Origin of the sequence: Xenorhabdus kozodoii (genome assembly GCF_002632875.1) — a bacterium.
GTDB lineage: Bacteria > Pseudomonadota > Gammaproteobacteria > Enterobacterales > Enterobacteriaceae > Xenorhabdus > Xenorhabdus kozodoii.
In genome coordinates, this window is the sequence record NZ_NJCX01000014.1 from 38,169 (window position 1) to 55,330 (window position 17,162).

Below are 17,162 nucleotides of genomic sequence, written 5' to 3' on the forward strand. Positions count from 1 at the left end.
ATCACCAACGGCAAGCAGCGCGTAATGGCTTAACTGCCTGCTCCAACTGAGAAATGTTAAAGGTTATCTGGCTACCATTACTGCCCGTAATGCTCACCCGTTCGCTGTTCATCAGGCGCTTGATTTCTTCAATGCCCGGTAAGCCACGGCTGGATTCCCATAAGTAACCCTGTTCCCGCACGAACCATTCCGTGCGGTACTCGGTTCTGTCTGTCGCCACTGTAACCGCCCCTGATTCCACGGACTTAGGCAGTGCCACCTGCAAGCGGGTAATACTGTCAATGCAACTCAGCATTAATACGGGACGTGGCGGGGGAACACCAATCGCCGGCGTGGTCAAAATAACCGGTGACGCGCCATTCTCTCCCTGCGTCACAATGAAGCTGGTCGAGTAATCGGTGCGTTTCATCTCCTGCTCCATCGCTTGCCGCCATAAAGGTCCCATGTTTTCGATGGGAATTTTCACCGTTTTAAATTTAAGGTTATTCAATGCCCTGTCATAACATGCCAGCCGAATAAGCGGGGACGGCTCAAAGCGGCATTTATGCAGCTCATCTAAATTTTGCTCTTCCTTTACCATGACCGCTTCCTTTGGCGCTATCACCTCCGCCAGTTTAGGGTTCCCGGTTAATGAAGCGAGCAATGAACTGATAATTAAAACAATATTCATAATCTACACCCGTACTTAGCCAGTTTGTAAACCAACGTCCGCTGTGCAAGTCCCAGACTTTGTGCAATCAATCTGATGTCGTTGCCAAACTGACGCTGACGTTGAATCAACACGGCGCTTTCAAATTCTTCTATGGCCTTTGGCAGATTATCGATATGACTGTAATCCACGGAGATACTGCTGGCCGTCGCTGACTTTTTCGAGTCACTCAGGGAAGCAAGCAGTTCATCCAATTGTTTTTCTTTTTGGCGTTGAACCTGAAATACCTGACGGATTTGGCGCAACTGTCCACGCAGTTGTTCGAGTTCCTGCAATTTTTTCAGGCGATGCTGCATGACATGGCAATAGATGCCGAACATGTTTTCATTGTTGCTGAAAGGGTGGACATTTTCGGCAAAGATGGCGATCACCCCGCAAGCCTGTCCATTGCAGTCAAACAGGGGAATGCCGTATAACCCACAGTTATGCGGCAGCTCTGCGATAAACGTGCGGAAATGCAGGTCGTCAATACGCGCTCCGTGATTAAGGGAATCCCAGACCGTTGGGGTTCCCTTGCGTAATACCTGTATCAGCGGGTTATTGACGTCATCAATGTCCACTTGCAACCGACGTGAACTGGTTTGATGAGGCTCCGGCAAGTTGTAACATTCCAACCTGTTTTCGTTGATGTTCAGCATGAAAACCAACAGGGCATCAAAACGCGAGCTATGGCTAACCCGCAAAAAATGGTTAACCAGTTGCTCTATAGTGTCATTGTCCAATAACGCTAACGCGCTTTTCAGCCGCTGTTTCATTATGCTGCCTCCTCAACCTCTGCATGGAATTCGTGTTCAACCACGCTCAAGCGAATGGCCTTGATGGGGGTGCTGGCCGCCATTTTCTGCAACAGCAGTAATGAAACTGGCGGTAGCAGTGCACCATCAATAATGGATTCCAGCATACGGGCACCATTTTCCGCGCGGGTAGCGCGTTGCAGGATCTCTTCGGATACCTCATCGCTCATGGTGACTTCTGCGTTGAAACGTTGTGTCAGCAAGGCATCCAGTCGAGCCAATTTGCCTTTAATGATGGTTTTCAGTGTGTCATGACCCAACGGCAGATAAGGGATCACTTCCATACGTGCCAGCAGTGCGGGTTTGAAAAATGCCGCTAATTCCGGGTAAAGCAGGTCGTTGATCTGCTCTGGCTGCTCGGCATTGTCGACGATGGTTTGATAACCCAAGTTTGATGTCAGGAAGAACACGACGTTTTTACAGTCGATGATGCGCCCTTCACCATCCGCCAGTTCACCTTTATCGAAAGCCTGATAGAACAGGTTCAGCACGTCAGGGTGCGCTTTTTCCACTTCATCCAACAAGACAACGGAATACGGTTTCTGGCGAATGGCTTCGGTCAGTACACCACCTTCACCGTATCCGACGTAGCCCGGCGGTGAACCAATCAGACGGGAAACGGTATGTTTCTCCTGAAACTCGGACATATTGATGGTGGTAAGGTATTGGCGGCCACCAAACATCAGCTCCGCAATTTGCAGGACGGTTTCGGTCTTACCGACGCCACTTGGCCCGACCAACAAGAATGCCCCAAGAGGACGTCCCGGACGGCGCAAATCGGCACGCGCCGTCAGTAAGTGTTTGTGCAGGCACTGGATGGCAATGTCCTGCCCCTTGATGCTTTGTCCCAGATGGGTAGGCAGTTCAGTGACAATGGACAGCTCGCTTTGTGACAAGCGGTTCAATGGCACCCCTGTCCACTCCGCAATCACCGCCGCAATCTGGGTTTTATCCACATGCGGGGAAACCAGCGTTTGTGTCTGCTGTAGTTCAGTCAACCGGGTATTCAGAGCCGCCAGTTTTTCGATCAAGGATTGCTCGTTGGCAACGTCTACGGTTTCCTTGTCTTCGGTGATCTCAGCGTCTTCTGCTTTTTCTGTTTCGGCAACGCCATCAACGGATAAAGGGTTGTCGGACAATACAGCCTCATCAGCCAGCAATTGGCTGCGCAATTCGATGATGTGTGTCACCAATTCCTGCTGCTGTTGCCAACTGTTTTCCAACGCAGTGAGTTGTTCCTGAACATCTTTCTGCTGACGTTGTAATTCGTCCAATCGCTCTGCATGGACGTTCAGCCCCATGCGTTGCTCTCTTTCCAGTACGTCGATTTCCATTTGCATCTGGTGCAGTTCGGTGGTCAACGAGGAGATTTGGCGCGGTGGTGACGTCAGGTTAATGGCAACACGGGCGCAGGCCGTATCCAGCACGTCAATGGCTTTGTCCGGGAGTTGACGGCCGGAAAGATAACGGTCACTCAATACCGCAGAGGCTTTCAGGGCTTCATCATCAATCAGGACGCCGTGAGCCTGCTCGTAAATGGCTCGCAAGCCACGCATGATGACGGTGGCTTCATCCGCGGTTGGCTCAGAGACTTTGACCAGTTGGAAACGGCGAGACAGCGCGGCATCTTTTTCAAAATATTTTTTGTATTCGCTCCAGGTGGTGGCGGCGATAGTTTTCAGTTCACCCCGTGCCAGAGCGGGTTTCAGCAGGTTGGAGATATCCAGGCCACCGGCTTGGTTACCTGCGCCAATCAGGGTATGGGCTTCATCAATAAACAGGATGATAGGTTTGGGGGATTGGCTAATTTCAGCCATGATACCTTTGAAACGTTTTTCAAATTCACCTTTGACCGCCGCACCTGCTTGCAATGCCCCCAGATCCAGTATCATCAGTTCGCTGTTGCGCAATTTTTCCGGTACGCGATCGTCAATAATGCGTAATGCCAAACCTTCAATCAGGGCACTTTTCCCCACCCCGGCTTCACCCACCACGATCGGGTTGTTTTTGCGGCGACGGCAAAGAATGTCGATCATCAGATCGATTTCGTTATCGCGACACAAAACGGGATCGAGTTTGCCCTGACGTGCCTGCTCGGTCATATTTTGGGTAAAACGAGCCAGCAAGCTGTCACTGTTTGCCGGGTGTACGCCTTGCCCCTCTTTATCACTGGTCGCTGCAAAAGGCTGCTCCGCCGAGCCATTTGTCCATTCGGCAAAATTTTGGCGCAATAATTCGCGGTTAAGGCCGGCCAGCAAACGCGCTGTTTGTGGCGTCAAATAACGCAACGGACTAAAGAGCAACGTCATCAGCAAAACGCCGCTACGCAGTTCAGTGTGCTGCATCTCTGTGGAAGCCAGCAACCAGCTATCCTGCAACCACTCCACCAGCATGGGGGAAAAATTGGGGTAAGTCTGCACCAGTGATTGATGATGCGTCATGACCTGATCAAGATGTTCTTTCAGCAGATCTTTATCGATATCGGTTTTATTAAGGATAAGTCGCACATCACTGAGTGGCGTATCGATCATGTGGAGCAGCAACTGGGCAACCGTAATTTCAGGTTGTTGCTGGCTGACGCAAGATGCCGCTGCCGCTTCCAGTGCATGGCGGGTCATCGGGTTTAAACGATTTACAAGGGTAGGCAGATCAATCTGGATCATGGCGACTTCCTATCTCAATAAGTTACTTAGCTGCTTTAATATGTCTTGGGTTTGATCGCCGAGGCGAATGGCATAAAAGCTGTAAATCGCCACCAGCAAACCCACGCTAATGCAGAACAGGTGTTTGATCGTCCATCGTCTGCTCAGGCGATAGCGCGCATTACTTTCGTTAACGTTGACATACAGCGTGGTTGGCGGCGTATCCCCACGCAGTGTGTGAAGTTGTTGCTGTAAGCGACGGAACAGGCGCTCAAAGTCATCGCTTTTCTGGGCGCTGACTTTGTAGCGGCCGCGATAGCCCAAACAGAGGCAGAGGTAAATGAACTCCAGCAGATGCTGGTAGCGCTGTGCCTCCCCCATCAAACGTTCAAGCAACACGAAGACCTTTTCACCTCCCCAGGTTTCATTGTGGAAGTGCACCAACAGTGATTGCTTCAACCAGCCATTTTGGCTGTTCCAGCCGTGCCCCAATGCAGTTTCATCAATGAAGGTGCACAGTACGTAACGGAATGAAACAATCGCACCAGGCTCATAACCCTTGGTTTGCAGGTATTGCTCAATGGCTCGAATATCAGTAACCACCTGTTGGTAAAGTTTGTCGGGTAGTGCCTGATCCGTCATATCCTGCAAACGCAAGACCATCCCCAGCAAGGGGGTGGCGGCATCGATCATTGGGTTGAGACTTTCACCACGCAACGGTAGCTGATACTGGCGCTGAAACGTTGCCAGCGTTTCAGACTTTTCCAGTGACGGACTGTCAACATTGATATCACTCATGATTATTCCTTACCGCCCCTGATAGCCCAGAGCTGCATATCTAAGTCAGGGAAATCCCCGGATACGTGGAATGCGATGGAATTTCCTTGCTGGATCTCTTTCCATGCCGGACTCTTCTGATCCAGACGGAAGTAGGTATAGCCAGAGTGATACGGCAACTGACGAGGCGCAGCGGAGAGGGCAATCAATGGCACGCCTGGCAACTGAACACTGACCAGATCGCGGATCCTTTCCATCGATGTCACTTTGGTTTGCTGGACAAACTGACGACGTAGCTGCTCTTGCGGTGTGCTGGCACTGATTGCCAGTACAAATTCCGCTTTGCGCAGCAGATCGTTGTCGTGAAGCGTGGCCACACGAATGCCGCCTTCGTTCTGTTTCAGGGCAATTGATGTTGCACGTGGCGTCAGCACCACATTCAACGCATCCCGAATGGCATGCATCACATCATGGAAGGAATCTGTCAGGTTATGATGGTCATACGCCAATACATTGCCGGGCAGACGGGTGGCATCGGTGAAGGTTCTCAGCTCGCCACACGTCTGGAGTAGCTCGGTATATAAATGCAGTGGGTGCAAAACGGTTTGTTTTGCATAATGGTTGAACAACGGCTGAACGCGGTTGAGCAATTGCAGCATCATAAATTCTGCGACATCGGCCACGCCTTGCTGACCGGGTGAGCCAATGCGTTTAGACAACGTCCTTGAACGCTCGGTTAGCAGGCCATCAATTTCCACCATGAAACGCTTGAGCTTGTCGGCCACGAAGATTGACAAACACGTCGGGATGAATTCGTCATCCAGAATAATGTTGCCATCTTTTTGCTTTTCTTTGATGCGGCACAGGGGAATGGCGGTGTAAGCGCTCATGTCCTCGGAGCCTTGCATCAGAACGGGCGTCAGTTGGGCAAGCTCCAGAATAGTGGCATCCCCCCCTTTGGTATGCAGGTCGCGGATATTGGTCGGTAATTTGCGATAACGTACCGTACCTTGCGTTTCTGCTTCCGGATCAGCAACTTCCAAAATGGTATCGCTGGACATGGGCAACGCCAGATAAATTTCTTTGCTTTTCACGCCATTGGTATTTTGGATATCCAATGGCTTGGGCAGTAAGTCTTGGCTCGGCGCAGAAAAAACCGTGCCATCAGGCATAATGCCGCTGGCTTCGGTAATCCCGACTCGCCCCAGTTTGAGCAAATCATCATTGATGCTCAGGGAAATAAAGCCGTGGGCATAGGGGGTCAAAATTGAAACAAGGCTATGCGCCAAATAATCAATGTGTTTTTGTTGTTGCTGAAAATGTTGTGGTTTGATGAATAACCCTTCGTGCCAAATCACCCGATTTTTACCTGGCATGATTACTCCTCCTCTTTTCTAAGTTCGACGTCGTTATTTCTGACATGCACCAAGATGTGATAATGGCGGCCGATGTCTTTTACCCGGATGATCTTTTTCCATTCAGATTGGTTTGCATCTGCATAGTGAACGATGACACCGATGTAACGGTTTTTCTTTTCCAATGTGATGCGTTCCAGAGGCTTATATTGCCCTGGCAACAGGGTGTAATCCTGATGATCGATGTAGTTTTTCCCCAGCGCTTTTTCGAGTTTGTCGCTTTCAAGCTGGTCATAATCGGCCGCCAGAAAACGTGAATCTTCACTGAGATAAACCAAATTCATTTCAACAGGAGCCGCTTCACCACTTTCATTGGGGTTAATGTCGGGTTCGGCCAGCAATGTAATGTTGGCAACCGAGGCCTGTTCATCAGGTTTCCCTACCGGTGTGGAAGGATCCCAAATAACCTGGCCGACTTTTTTGGTTGTGTCCCATGCACTGCTACAGCCGTTTAGCGACATCACTGACAGCAATAAAATCCCTACAGCCCAGACACGGCGACTAGCGGAATGTGTCATTGCTGGATTCCTCCAAGCCCTGACGCAATGCGCGGTCATAAGCCTGTTCATACACCTCGCGGAATAATTTTTCGAACCCTTGCTGACGGCTGGACGCGAGTTCGCGGTAATAGTTGGTGTACATTTCCCAGGCCCAGGAGGCATCTTTATTCCCGACTTCGTTGCTACGGCGATAGTGTGAGAAACGACGGAGCAATTGCTCTGGGGAAAAGGCGTCCAGCATGGTGTCCAGCGCGGCAGAAATCGCAACCCGGTTGGCGCTATAATGTAATTGCAGGTTTTGCAGGCTTTCCGCTACGGCTGCCGGGGCGGAGAGATGAACCGGACTTTTCTGATCAGAGAACATCACCTGCATGGTCGTGTCATAATCCATATTCAGGCGCAGTGGGTTATCTTCGATAGGCCGGAGCTGTTTGTCACGCAACCCATGTTGTTCGCGCTGAAGTGCCAATAACCCTTCAATCGCGGCTTTCATGGTTTTCCCCATCTCTTGCAGGAAGTCATTCGCCTGCTGGCTGTCGTGCAAGGGCAGGCGAGCTTCCAGCCCTCGCATGAGAGGGGTAATGGCAACATGGTCAACATCCATACTTTCGTACTGCCTGTCGGAATCGATGTCCGGTAAATCCAGAAACTCCTGATCCATAACGCTGCCTCGGTTATCAGAAATAGGGTTAGCAAAGGGGGGGGTTTGGTGATGATCCGGCGGCAAAAGTTGTTCCGTATCATCAGCCTCGACCTGAGGTTTCAACGTAGTCAAGCTCTCGCTATCCAGTACCCGCAGCGGATCATCACTGAAACGGTGCATCACCGTTGGGGCAATACTTTCATCGTGGGCAAACACCGATTTTTGGGCGGGAATGCCTTCCATCATGGCATCCAGCGGATTGCTATAGCTGGAAACCAACGCCTCAGGCGATATCGTTGAAGGATCAACACGATCGGCCTCAGAAAAGCTGATGTGGATTTTGATCGACAAATTGCCGACCTGGATTTGATCGCCTTGCTGTAACAAGATCAAACCCGACTCCGGCGTCAAGGTTGCCTTGTTGATCTGTATCGACTCAGCAAGGACTTGCAGGCAAAATGCCCCATCCTGCCATTTAATGGCGAATTGTGACGGGGGGACGTTGCCCTGGAGATCCTGCACAGACCAGAGATGGCTTTCACTGCTACCGACCGTACCGCCCTGTGCCGAGAACTGGCAGTTGGCCGCTTTACCACTTTCCAGTTGCTCACTATTAAGCACCCGCAATGAAAGGATGGGTTGATGTTTTTCCATGTTCGTTATTCCATAACTGAAATGATGACAGAGGGTTTCTTTTCCGGTTCGCCGAGAAAACTGTTCCACCCCAGATGGTTGTTCTGCTCCGCCCCCAATACCATGCCGCTGACCTGATTTTCGGCCAAACCCAGGCGCAGTTCCCAAGCGAACTGGCTGCGCATGATAAAAGAGATGAACATCACCAACGGCCGATAGTTTTTGCCATCGGGCAGGAATGAGAGAAACCGCTCACGGGTCAGGTTATTGATACTGAGTAAAAACTTACCGCTGTAATCCCCAACCCAGGAACCCAAGACGAAGTTTTCTCCCAACACAGACAGCTCTTCATCACCCACTGTCTGGCCCTTATTGGTTCCCCCCAAACGATTCTGCTGATCCATTGGGATGATGACTTTCCTGAATTGCCAACCGTGTAACGTGACATCCTGCAAATCAAAACAGTGGGACACCAGGCTGCATATGACTTCGGGTGAACGTCCTGGACTTGCCAGCAATCCGGCATAAGCCAGCATTTTGCTGTGGTTGATGTTCAACAGTCGGCGGTTAACATCACTGCCTAACCCCACGAGGCAGAACATCCGTTGGGAAAAATTATCTTCCCCACCCTTCTTGAAACAGATGTAATAGCGGTATTTCCGCCAAATCTGATGCAAGAGCGTAATTAAACGGTGGTTGAAAAGGTTAAGAAAATCCGTCAGACGGTTTTCCCCTTGGGCATCTTCCCATGCCAGTGAATCCAGATAATAGCCTGGCATCGGGGACTGGCTGCCGTGCAATCCCAGAAAGGACACTTCCAGTTCGAAGAATCCCCTTTTCGATTGCGAAAGCGAGATGACGTCACGCGTCGGAAATGCCAGACTGGCACTGGAACGGAAACGGATAGCTTCCAGATCAGGACGATCTGTCTCCCCGGTTTTCTCCCACGCTACCGCCAGTTGGTTAAGCAGCTCAACCAACTGGTAAAAGTTGTACTGTGCGATGTCCAATGCCAGTGGTGTGGCAGGATCTTGTTCCGTGATTACATCAACGAGTGTTGACCTATCTGTACCGGCCATTCATAACATTCCTGATTATCTAAATTGATTACCTTCAACATATGAAACGCATTGACGCTGGCATACAGTGAGAAAAACCGTGACAGAATCGTACTGAACAGATAAAGCTCGCCTTCGGAGCTAAATGCCTGTTGCCGGATATACAGGGTTGAACGCAATCCACGTACAGGCAGCCCCCGGAATAGACGATCCGTCGGCTCTGTTTCAATTTTTTCAATTGCGTCAAGCCGTTTCTGCGATGAACGCTTGGACTGTCGGTTATGAATACTGGGGAAATCGTAGGTACGCAGCACCTGTTTCAGGGCGTCCTTATCCAGCAATGACATGTAGTTGAGCGACATGTTTGACAGTAGTGACCAGTGCAAGCCGCCATCCAATAGGGGATAGAGAGGCACTGACGGCCGTGTAATATTGCGGAATGTCGCAAATGACGGGCTGCCGTTTGAAGGGTAATTAATGTCGCCAACGCGCAGCTCTAAGGGCATTTCACGGTTGGTGCAGGTCAGGCTGATCGAAACATTTTCTTGCAGCTTGAGCCGGAGTAACTCTGACTCATCTCCCCGGACAAATGAGATGAAATGCTCCAATCCCCGGCGGAAAGGCGATTCTTTCACCCGAAGACGGAAATAGCGCATAGAACGCTCATCTTCGTCATCGATCTGGTGATTGAAACTTTCAAACGGGGTATAAGTTCGCTCGCCAATACGGGCACGGCTACGCTCACCATTTTCCCCCGTCAGCCAGCTTTCTACGCCATCAATCGAGAAAATGTCGTAGTTATCCGGAAAGCTGTAACTGGCTTTCAAGGGATATTCTGTCTGGCTGCCATTGAGTTCAATCGCTTCACTGTCCATCGGGAACAGGTTGATTGCCGGAGTGCAATGCAGGCGGAAAGTGTCATGGCGGATTTTGGCTTCGGGCGGCAATGCCTGAGAAAAATGTAAATTCAGTTTGAAATCTTTGGCTTTGAGATCTTCCGGCAGTGGCGGCACGCCTTTCACATCAAAAAACAGGAAGCTCTCTGCGAAACAGAAATACTCCTGCAAGATGCGATAGCCCATATAGGCATTTTTCGGATAAGGCAGTAGCGCATCTTCCCGCTCAAATCCCACAGGGACAAAATCAAAAGCGGGCAGCGGGATCACGGTATCGCCGACGACCAATTCTGCTTTTTTGAAATAGTAACAAAGCCAGAAATAGAGCTGAGACGTGGTATAGTTATCCCCGCTCAAATAAAAACGCAGTTTGTCCAGCTCCAACTCATGCAGATTCAACGCCGTTTTCGACGTAAAGTCCAGGCCGATAATGCCGGTTTCATTACTGTTATTGACGGTAATATCACGGATAGAAAGCGGAAAAAGCCAAACATCGCGGCAGAGCGTGAAGGTACAGCGGCCATGATCGTCTTTTTTGTTATCCGATTTTTCGTTCGAATAAATATCATCTTGAGTTGACAACGAATGGCTCATAATCTGGGTGCCACGCTTGACCTGTGTCGCTTTCGTCACAACGCTCTCATCAGGCGTATACTCAATGATGGTCATGCTGGGGGTTGGACGCAGATAGTTCGGCCAAAGCATATTAAGCAGACCGTGGGTCAATTCAGGGAACTGATCATCAATCTTTGCCCGTAAGTTGCCGGTCAGGAAGGCAAAACCTTCAAGCAAACGCTCAACGTCGGGATCAGAGCCTTGTTCTGACAAAAATGAGGCAAGATGAGGACGCTCAACTGCGGCTTCTTTCCCCAGTTGTCGCAGATAGTTCAGCTCATCTCTGAAATATTTTTCAAATGACATTTATTGAGTTCGCTCCAGGCAATAGCGTCGGTTGTTATCCAACTGGATGCTAAATTCCACAAGATCGTTAATCTCATCCAGAGAGATTTCAGCACTGATATGAAAGCTCAGCAGCAACGGATCGGAATCGTCACTGATGGCGCTAACAGAAACCGCGGATATTCTCGGCTCATAATTTCTGATGCACTCTTCAATCGCCCTCTCGATACTTTGCTTAAAATCCACTGAGGTTGCGGTCGCGTCATTGAGATCAATGACCCCTAACTCAATGGCGCTTTGGCAGCCGCCAGGACGGGAATTCAGCACTTCATTTAAATGCTTCTTGATAGAATCAAGCAGTGCACGCATCCTTGATTGACGGGAAGAGCCAGTGCTCTTCCCTTGAATGCGCTCGAACAGACTGGCAGAGCTGCCTCTGTTCCAACTGTACAGCGCAGCCATGATTATTCCTTATCCAAACGTCCAACCAGAGACAGTTCGAAACTGGCACCCATGTATTTAAAGTGCGGACGAACTTGCATCGCCACCTGATACCAACCTGGATCGCCTTCAACATCCAGCACCTTGATCTCAGCGGCACGCAGAGGACGACGGCTACGCACGTCAGTCGGTGGGTTTTCCTGATCAGCAATGTACTGTTTCAGCCACATATTCAGTTCGCGTTCCAGATCTTGACGCTCTTTCCAGGAACCAATCTGTTCGCGCTGCAACACTTTGATGTAGTGAGCCAGGCGGTTGATGATGAACATGTAGGGAAGCTGGGTGCCCAACTTGTAGTTAGTTTCCGCCAGTTTCCCTTCACGGGTATTGGGGAACACTTTTGGTTTCTGCACTGAGTTTGCCGAGAAGAATGCTGCGTTATCGCTACCCTTACGCATGGTCAGGGTAATGAAGCCTTCTTCTGCCAGTTCGAATTCACGACGGTCGGTGATCAAAACTTCCGTTGGGATCTTCGCCTGAACCTGGCCCATGGCTTCGTACAGGTGGACTGGCAGATCGCTGACGGCACCACCGCTTTGTGGGCCAATGATGTTTGGACACCAACGATATTTAGCGAAGCTGTCAGTCAGGCAGCTAGCCAGCAAGTACGCGGTATTACCCCACAAGAAATGCTCATGGTCACGGCTGACATTTTCCTGATAGTTGAAGTTTTTGATTGGGTTTTCAACGCCGGAATAAGGCAGACGCAGCAAGAAACGGGGGGCGGTCAAACCTAAGTAACGTGAATCTTCGGACTCACGCAGCGCACGCCATTTCGTATGTGAAGGGCCTTCGAAAACCGATTTCAGATCCTTGATGGCAGGCAGATCGGTAAACTGGTTAACACCAAAGAATTCGGGTGAAACAGAAGACAGGAATGGCGCATGAGCCATTGCGCCCACCGAACTGACATACTGCATCAATTTAATATCAGGCGTGGTGTTGTTGAACGCATAGTTACCGATGATGGAAGCAACAGGTTCACCGCCGAACTGACCATAGCCGGAAGAATAGACATGCTTATAGAAGCCAGACTGGATAATTTCAGGAGAGAATTCAAAATCTTCCAACAGTTCGTCTTTTGTCGCATGCAGGATATTGATTTTAATGTTTTCACGGAAATCAGTGCGATCCACCAAAATTTTCAGTGAACGCCAAGAAGACTCTAATTCCTGGAACGGTTTGGCGTGCAGAATTTCATCCATCTGCTCACTGAGTTTTTTATCCAACTCGACGATCATTTTATCAACAAGCAATTTGTTGATCGGTTCTTCGTTAGAGCCCGTATCCAGAATGCTACCGATAAACGCAGCAACACCTTGTTTAGCAATATAGTAACCGTCATTTTCCGGGGTCATTCTCGCTTGAGACATAATCTCATCAAGCAAGGAAGTCGTTGCGCCAGAAGCAATCGCTGTGCTGTTTTCTTCGTGCTGAGCCATTTAAAAATTCCTTTAACCAGTTATTTTTTATTGATGATTTCAAGTTCTTTCAGAAGCTGCTCACGAACGGATTCATCCTCCAGCAGTGACTGCAAACGCGCACGAAATGCTGGGATATTTCCCAATGGGCCTTTTAATGCAACCAATGCCTCACGAAGTTCGAGAAGTTTATTTAATTCAGGGACTTTCTTCGCGATATTATCTGGTGAAAAATCACTCAGGGACTTTATTTCCAGATTAACCGGCAGATCTTCTTCGCTTTTTTCATCGAGGCGATTAGGCACGTTAAAGGTCAGGTTGATGTTCGCTTCATTCATTACGGCATTGAAGTTGTTCTTATTGACAGAAACTGTCTGCCGCTCTTCAATTGGCGTATCTTCACTTTTCCCTTTCAGGTCACCCACAACCAGAAGATTGAGCGGTAATTCAACTTCTGCGGTCTGGTCGCCGGTATTTGGAACATACTTAATATTAATTCTTTCTTTCGGAGCTACGCTACCTGGACTATTCTTACTCATATTTAAATCCTTTGGCTAATACAACCATGAACTGTCTAACAACCCATTATTGGTGAGAGAATGATTCCAATGTTCACCCATATAATAAATACAGAAGATCTCCCTAAAAAAATAGAGTAAAGAAGACAACTATATTTGTAGGCACGAATAGTTTTATATCAACATATAGTGAAATAATCAGATATACCCTATCCAGTTGTGGAAATAACTTCGATACGAAAAATCGTCAAGTTCGAGTTTGACACTTTATTTTTTTGATGTAAAGCCAAAACACAAATTGATAAATAGCCCTATTCAAGCGTTTAATCTTTCCATCTCAATTTATCGCAATCTATAAACATTTTTTTACTCTAAAAATAGAGAATAATTTGGTTTTACTCTCTGTGAGAGTATGGATAACACTACCTATCATTTGCATTAAAAGGAATATTTTTCATCTTCACCTGAATAAAGAAAAATATTCCCACCCGTTATTAACCATCATCGTCAATATCATTTTTTATTTTATGTTGATTAATTAATTACCATAGAAATTCAATTTATTTTCATTTTTTTGATCTAGATAACACTTTTCAAATGATCATAAAAAAAATGGAAATGAAAAATTTAAAGTTATTTAATATCAGTATGTTAAGAATAACCAAAAATACACGATTATTTTTAAACCAGTTAAATAGGCTTATTGTTTATAAAAAATCAGCGATAAATTTTACAACGGCAATAATTATAAAATTTTTATTTGTCATTGTACGAAGGCGCAGGTTGTGTTTTTCAAATTACTTTGCATTAGGAAATTTCGGCTTTATTATCCGCTCCGAGTGTTTGACAAGCGATAATCTCATTTGATTAATAAATGGAATAATCACGCAAGGAATGAACACTTACACTAATATTGGTAAATTTTTATAGGATATTCATATGCCAACTCCATGTTATATTTCCATCCATGGTAAAACTCAGGGTCATATCACTGCAGGTTCATTCACGGCTGAATCCGTCGGTAATATCTTTGTTCAAGGCCACGAAGACGAAATGCTGGTGCAAGAATTTGACCACATCGTTACCGTCCCAACTGATCCACAATCAGGACAGCCTTCTGGTCAACGTGCGCATAAGCCATTCCGCTTTACCGTTGCATTAAATAAATCAGTTCCTCTGCTGTACAACGCACTGGCTTCTGGCGAAATGCTGCCTACGGTAGAATTGAAATGGTATCGTACTTCCATCGAAGGTAAACAAGAGCATTTCTTTACGACAAAGCTGGACGATGCAACTATCGTTGATATCGACTGCAAAATGCCACACTGCCAAGATCCATCAAAATCAGACTTCACTCAATTAGTTCGTGTATCTCTTTCTTATCGTAAGATTACTTGGGAACACACTACTGCGGGTACTTCTGGTGCTGACGACTGGCGCGCACCTATTGTTGCTTAATATCTTATTCATTAAGTATTAAGTGATAATCTTTCAGCCAATGAATATTATTCATTGGCTGAATTATTCGGATATATTCCAAAACCCCTGCCAATACTTTAATCCCTATTTTTCTCTTTTATCTCTCTTTTTTTGATTCCTTTCAGTTGTCAGATTTTCATATAGTAATTATTTTCACAATAAATATAGCAAGGCTCCTCACGCTATTCCTCTATTCCCTACTGAAATATTGACTAACCAAAATTAAATTTCACTTATCTCTTCATACAGGGATAATACATAACCAAAATGAATCATAATAAATAACTAAGGTAAATTTATAATTAAAAATTATACTTATTAACAAAACATAACCGTTAATCAGAGCAACATAAAATATTTTCTATGCTCTAATGCTCAATTAATAAACTAGGACGTTTAAGCCTAACCCAACACGATACCTTTCCCATCAACTATTGTCATTTGGGTATTCTCATGATTAAAAGGACGATAATCTTCATCTTATTCAGTTCTGCGGTTCAGGCGAACGCATCGACTGACGCCCTTAATCCTATTTTCCCTACGGATGAAACGGCTTTCTCAACCGATGCCGCAAGAAGAACCTTACAGGATAGTTCACGGGAAATAGACCAATTAATTGAAGAACGCCGTCATCAAGGGTTGATTAATCGCACCGAGCGCGTTTCACCACAAACGGTTTCCCCCATGGTGGTGGGATCCCCACAGTGTTTGGCTATCAATGGGGTTTACCTTCAAGGTATTACCTTACTCTCTCTCAAGGATCTGAATACACTCAGTGCCCTGCCCGATAGCTGTATCACCAGCAATGACATCAACAAATTGTCAGCGGAACTCACTAACCTTTATATTGCTAAAGGCTATATTACGGCACGGGTACAATTTATTCCCCCTAATATCCGTGGTGAACTGGGGATCAATGTTGTTGAGGGTTTTGTTGAGGCAATAGAAGGAGGCGACCGTTGGGTCAATAGCCAAACACTCTTCCCACATTCGGTCAATCGGCCACTTAACCTGAATCAGCTTGATCAAGGGCTGGATCAGGCCAATCGTCTGCAATCAAACAAAACGACCCTCGATATTCTACCGGGTACAGTCAATGGGGGTTCCATCGTCAGGCTGCACAATCGGCACACTTCTGCGTGGAGAATCACCACCACAACCGATAATTATGGTCAAAAAAGCACGGGAAAATGGATCACGCGGCTCACCACCAGCGTTGACAGCCCATTGGGATTCTCTGACTTTGTTAGCCTCAACGGCAGCAGCACGATTGATAAACCCGATAGCCAATATAACCGCGCCTATACCCTGTTCTATTCGCTGCCTTATGGCGCCGTGACATTGAGTGGGTTTAACAGCTATTCCCAATACACCAGCCACCCCCGTTTACAAAAAAATGCGTTCAAGATGTACGGGAATTCACGGCAAACAGGCATGCGTACCGATTGGGTTTTCCATCGTAATCAATCGCAAATTAGTACATTAAGCACCCAGTTAGTTTATAAGGATTACGCCAACTATTTCCAGAAAAACAAACTCTCCGTCAATAGCCAGACCTTGAGTGTTCTCGAACTGACGATTAGCCACTTACAACTCATCCCTTCTGGGCTGGTTTCCCTCAATATGAGTATTGAACGGGGGATGCCGTGGTTTGGTGCCCAAACCACAACAACCCACCTAAATAAACAGTTTACCAAAGGGAAAGTGTCGGCAAATTTACAACAGCGTTTCAAACTCTTTGATGTGCCTTACCAATTGAGCAGCCAATTTTACGCCCAGTACAGCCAAAATGGGCTACCCGGTGTTGAGTGGCTCAATATGACCGACCGTAATGCCGTGCGCGGATTCAGCAAAAATGTGTCATCGGCTGATAATGGCTGGTATTTGAGAAATACGCTTTCCCATTCAATCCCCATTCCCCAAGGCTCGCTTTCGCTGCGTACTGGCGTGGATATTGGTCAAATTAAAGGCTATCGCAGCCAGTATGGTTGGCAAAGTAGTGCCGGATTGAGTGCAGGTTTGACACTGCGTTATCAGCGCCTGCTTGCGGATGTTGAAGTCAGCCGCGGCAAATTTCTTTCTCACCAAAATAGGAACACGGATGAACCTATACAACTGCTCACCCGCGTTTCTTACACTTTTTAGTTTTTTAACCATTTGATGTTTTTTAACCGCAGTGATTGGTGGGGATGATCGCTAGAACCGTTTCCTAAAACAATTTTCTAGAACAGTGATCCCCCAGAGCGCTGCACATGGCAATCAAAAAAGCAAATAAG

The 17,162-nt window shown here is 47.4% G+C and carries 14 protein-coding genes; 2 read left to right on the forward strand and 12 right to left on the reverse strand.

The genetic code is table 11. The annotated features are described in order from the left end of the window. Nucleotide 1: 1 nt before the first annotated feature. The 12 genes from vasI to tssB are packed head-to-tail and all read right to left on the reverse strand — an operon-like array spanning nucleotide 2 to nucleotide 13,428. Nucleotides 2-670, reverse strand: coding sequence for a type VI secretion system-associated protein VasI (vasI, locus tag Xkoz_RS10880; RefSeq protein ID WP_099142180.1), 669 nt, complete (start codon nucleotides 668-670; stop codon nucleotides 2-4). Next, nucleotides 667-1,464 carry a Fis family transcriptional regulator gene (locus tag Xkoz_RS10885; protein WP_099142181.1) on the reverse strand — a complete coding sequence of 266 codons (798 nt, stop codon included), beginning with the start codon at nucleotides 1,462-1,464 and terminating at the stop codon, nucleotides 667-669. Before Xkoz_RS10885 ends, vasI begins: the two co-directional genes overlap by 4 nt. Then, nucleotides 1,464-4,166: a type VI secretion system ATPase TssH gene (tssH, locus tag Xkoz_RS10890; protein WP_099142182.1), complete on the reverse strand. Its 2,703-nt coding sequence runs from the start codon at nucleotides 4,164-4,166 to the stop codon at nucleotides 1,464-1,466. Before tssH ends, Xkoz_RS10885 begins: the two co-directional genes overlap by 1 nt. 9 nt (nucleotides 4,167-4,175) lie before the next feature. Then, the gene (gene icmH, locus Xkoz_RS10895) at nucleotides 4,176-4,943 is read right to left on the reverse strand and encodes a type IVB secretion system protein IcmH/DotU (protein ID WP_099142183.1); all 768 of its coding nucleotides are present in this window, start codon (nucleotides 4,941-4,943) and stop codon (nucleotides 4,176-4,178) included. A gap of 2 nt (nucleotides 4,944-4,945) precedes the next feature. Then, nucleotides 4,946-6,298 carry a type VI secretion system baseplate subunit TssK gene (gene tssK / locus Xkoz_RS10900; protein WP_099142184.1) on the reverse strand — a complete coding sequence of 451 codons (1,353 nt, stop codon included), beginning with the start codon at nucleotides 6,296-6,298 and terminating at the stop codon, nucleotides 4,946-4,948. A 2-nt stretch (nucleotides 6,299-6,300) separates the two neighbouring features. After that, entirely contained in the window at nucleotides 6,301-6,855 is a 555-nt protein-coding gene (tssJ, locus tag Xkoz_RS10905; protein WP_099142185.1) for a type VI secretion system lipoprotein TssJ, read from the reverse strand. Beyond that, on the reverse strand, nucleotides 6,839-8,134 hold the full coding sequence (gene tagH / locus Xkoz_RS10910) for a type VI secretion system-associated FHA domain protein TagH (protein ID WP_099142186.1): 1,296 nt from the start codon (nucleotides 8,132-8,134) through the stop codon (nucleotides 6,839-6,841). The genes tssJ and tagH overlap by 17 nt, the downstream gene beginning before the upstream one ends. A gap of 5 nt (nucleotides 8,135-8,139) precedes the next feature. Next, entirely contained in the window at nucleotides 8,140-9,192 is a 1,053-nt protein-coding gene (tssG, locus tag Xkoz_RS10915) for a type VI secretion system baseplate subunit TssG (RefSeq protein WP_099142187.1), read from the reverse strand. Then, nucleotides 9,156-10,988, reverse strand: coding sequence for a type VI secretion system baseplate subunit TssF (gene tssF, locus Xkoz_RS10920; protein ID WP_099142188.1), 1,833 nt, complete (start codon nucleotides 10,986-10,988; stop codon nucleotides 9,156-9,158). Before tssF ends, tssG begins: the two co-directional genes overlap by 37 nt. Beyond that, on the reverse strand, nucleotides 10,989-11,429 hold the full coding sequence (gene tssE, locus Xkoz_RS10925; protein WP_099142189.1) for a type VI secretion system baseplate subunit TssE: 441 nt from the start codon (nucleotides 11,427-11,429) through the stop codon (nucleotides 10,989-10,991). Between the two features lie 2 nt (nucleotides 11,430-11,431). Continuing rightward, nucleotides 11,432-12,910, reverse strand: a complete 1,479-nt coding sequence (tssC, locus tag Xkoz_RS10930; RefSeq protein WP_099142190.1) for a type VI secretion system contractile sheath large subunit — start codon at nucleotides 12,908-12,910, stop codon at nucleotides 11,432-11,434. 20 nt (nucleotides 12,911-12,930) lie between these two features. Beyond that, entirely contained in the window at nucleotides 12,931-13,428 is a 498-nt protein-coding gene (gene tssB / locus Xkoz_RS10935; RefSeq protein ID WP_099142191.1) for a type VI secretion system contractile sheath small subunit, read from the reverse strand. A gap of 918 nt (nucleotides 13,429-14,346) precedes the next feature. Between tssB and Xkoz_RS10940 the strand changes: the two genes are divergently transcribed. Beyond that, on the forward strand, nucleotides 14,347-14,865 hold the full coding sequence (locus Xkoz_RS10940; RefSeq protein ID WP_099142192.1) for an Hcp family type VI secretion system effector: 519 nt from the start codon (nucleotides 14,347-14,349) through the stop codon (nucleotides 14,863-14,865). A gap of 474 nt (nucleotides 14,866-15,339) precedes the next feature. After that, the gene (locus tag Xkoz_RS10945; RefSeq protein WP_099142193.1) at nucleotides 15,340-17,031 is read left to right on the forward strand and encodes a ShlB/FhaC/HecB family hemolysin secretion/activation protein; all 1,692 of its coding nucleotides are present in this window, start codon (nucleotides 15,340-15,342) and stop codon (nucleotides 17,029-17,031) included. The last annotated feature ends 131 nt before the right edge of the window (nucleotides 17,032-17,162 follow it).

Coding starts and splice junctions, on each gene's coding strand:
- vasI (WP_099142180.1), bottom strand. CDS start 670: ATGAATATTGTTTTAATTATCAGTTCATTGCTCGCTTCATTAACCGGG.
- Xkoz_RS10885 (WP_099142181.1), bottom strand. CDS start 1,464: ATGAAACAGCGGCTGAAAAGCGCGTTAGCGTTATTGGACAATGACACT.
- tssH (WP_099142182.1), bottom strand. CDS start 4,166: ATGATCCAGATTGATCTGCCTACCCTTGTAAATCGTTTAAACCCGATG.
- icmH (WP_099142183.1), bottom strand. CDS start 4,943: ATGAGTGATATCAATGTTGACAGTCCGTCACTGGAAAAGTCTGAAACG.
- tssK (WP_099142184.1), bottom strand. CDS start 6,298: ATGCCAGGTAAAAATCGGGTGATTTGGCACGAAGGGTTATTCATCAAA.
- tssJ (WP_099142185.1), bottom strand. CDS start 6,855: ATGACACATTCCGCTAGTCGCCGTGTCTGGGCTGTAGGGATTTTATTG.
- tagH (WP_099142186.1), bottom strand. CDS start 8,134: ATGGAAAAACATCAACCCATCCTTTCATTGCGGGTGCTTAATAGTGAG.
- tssG (WP_099142187.1), bottom strand. CDS start 9,192: ATGGCCGGTACAGATAGGTCAACACTCGTTGATGTAATCACGGAACAA.
- tssF (WP_099142188.1), bottom strand. CDS start 10,988: ATGTCATTTGAAAAATATTTCAGAGATGAGCTGAACTATCTGCGACAA.
- tssE (WP_099142189.1), bottom strand. CDS start 11,429: ATGGCTGCGCTGTACAGTTGGAACAGAGGCAGCTCTGCCAGTCTGTTC.
- tssC (WP_099142190.1), bottom strand. CDS start 12,910: ATGGCTCAGCACGAAGAAAACAGCACAGCGATTGCTTCTGGCGCAACG.
- tssB (WP_099142191.1), bottom strand. CDS start 13,428: ATGAGTAAGAATAGTCCAGGTAGCGTAGCTCCGAAAGAAAGAATTAAT.
- Xkoz_RS10940 (WP_099142192.1), top strand. CDS start 14,347: ATGCCAACTCCATGTTATATTTCCATCCATGGTAAAACTCAGGGTCAT.
- Xkoz_RS10945 (WP_099142193.1), top strand. CDS start 15,340: ATGATTAAAAGGACGATAATCTTCATCTTATTCAGTTCTGCGGTTCAG.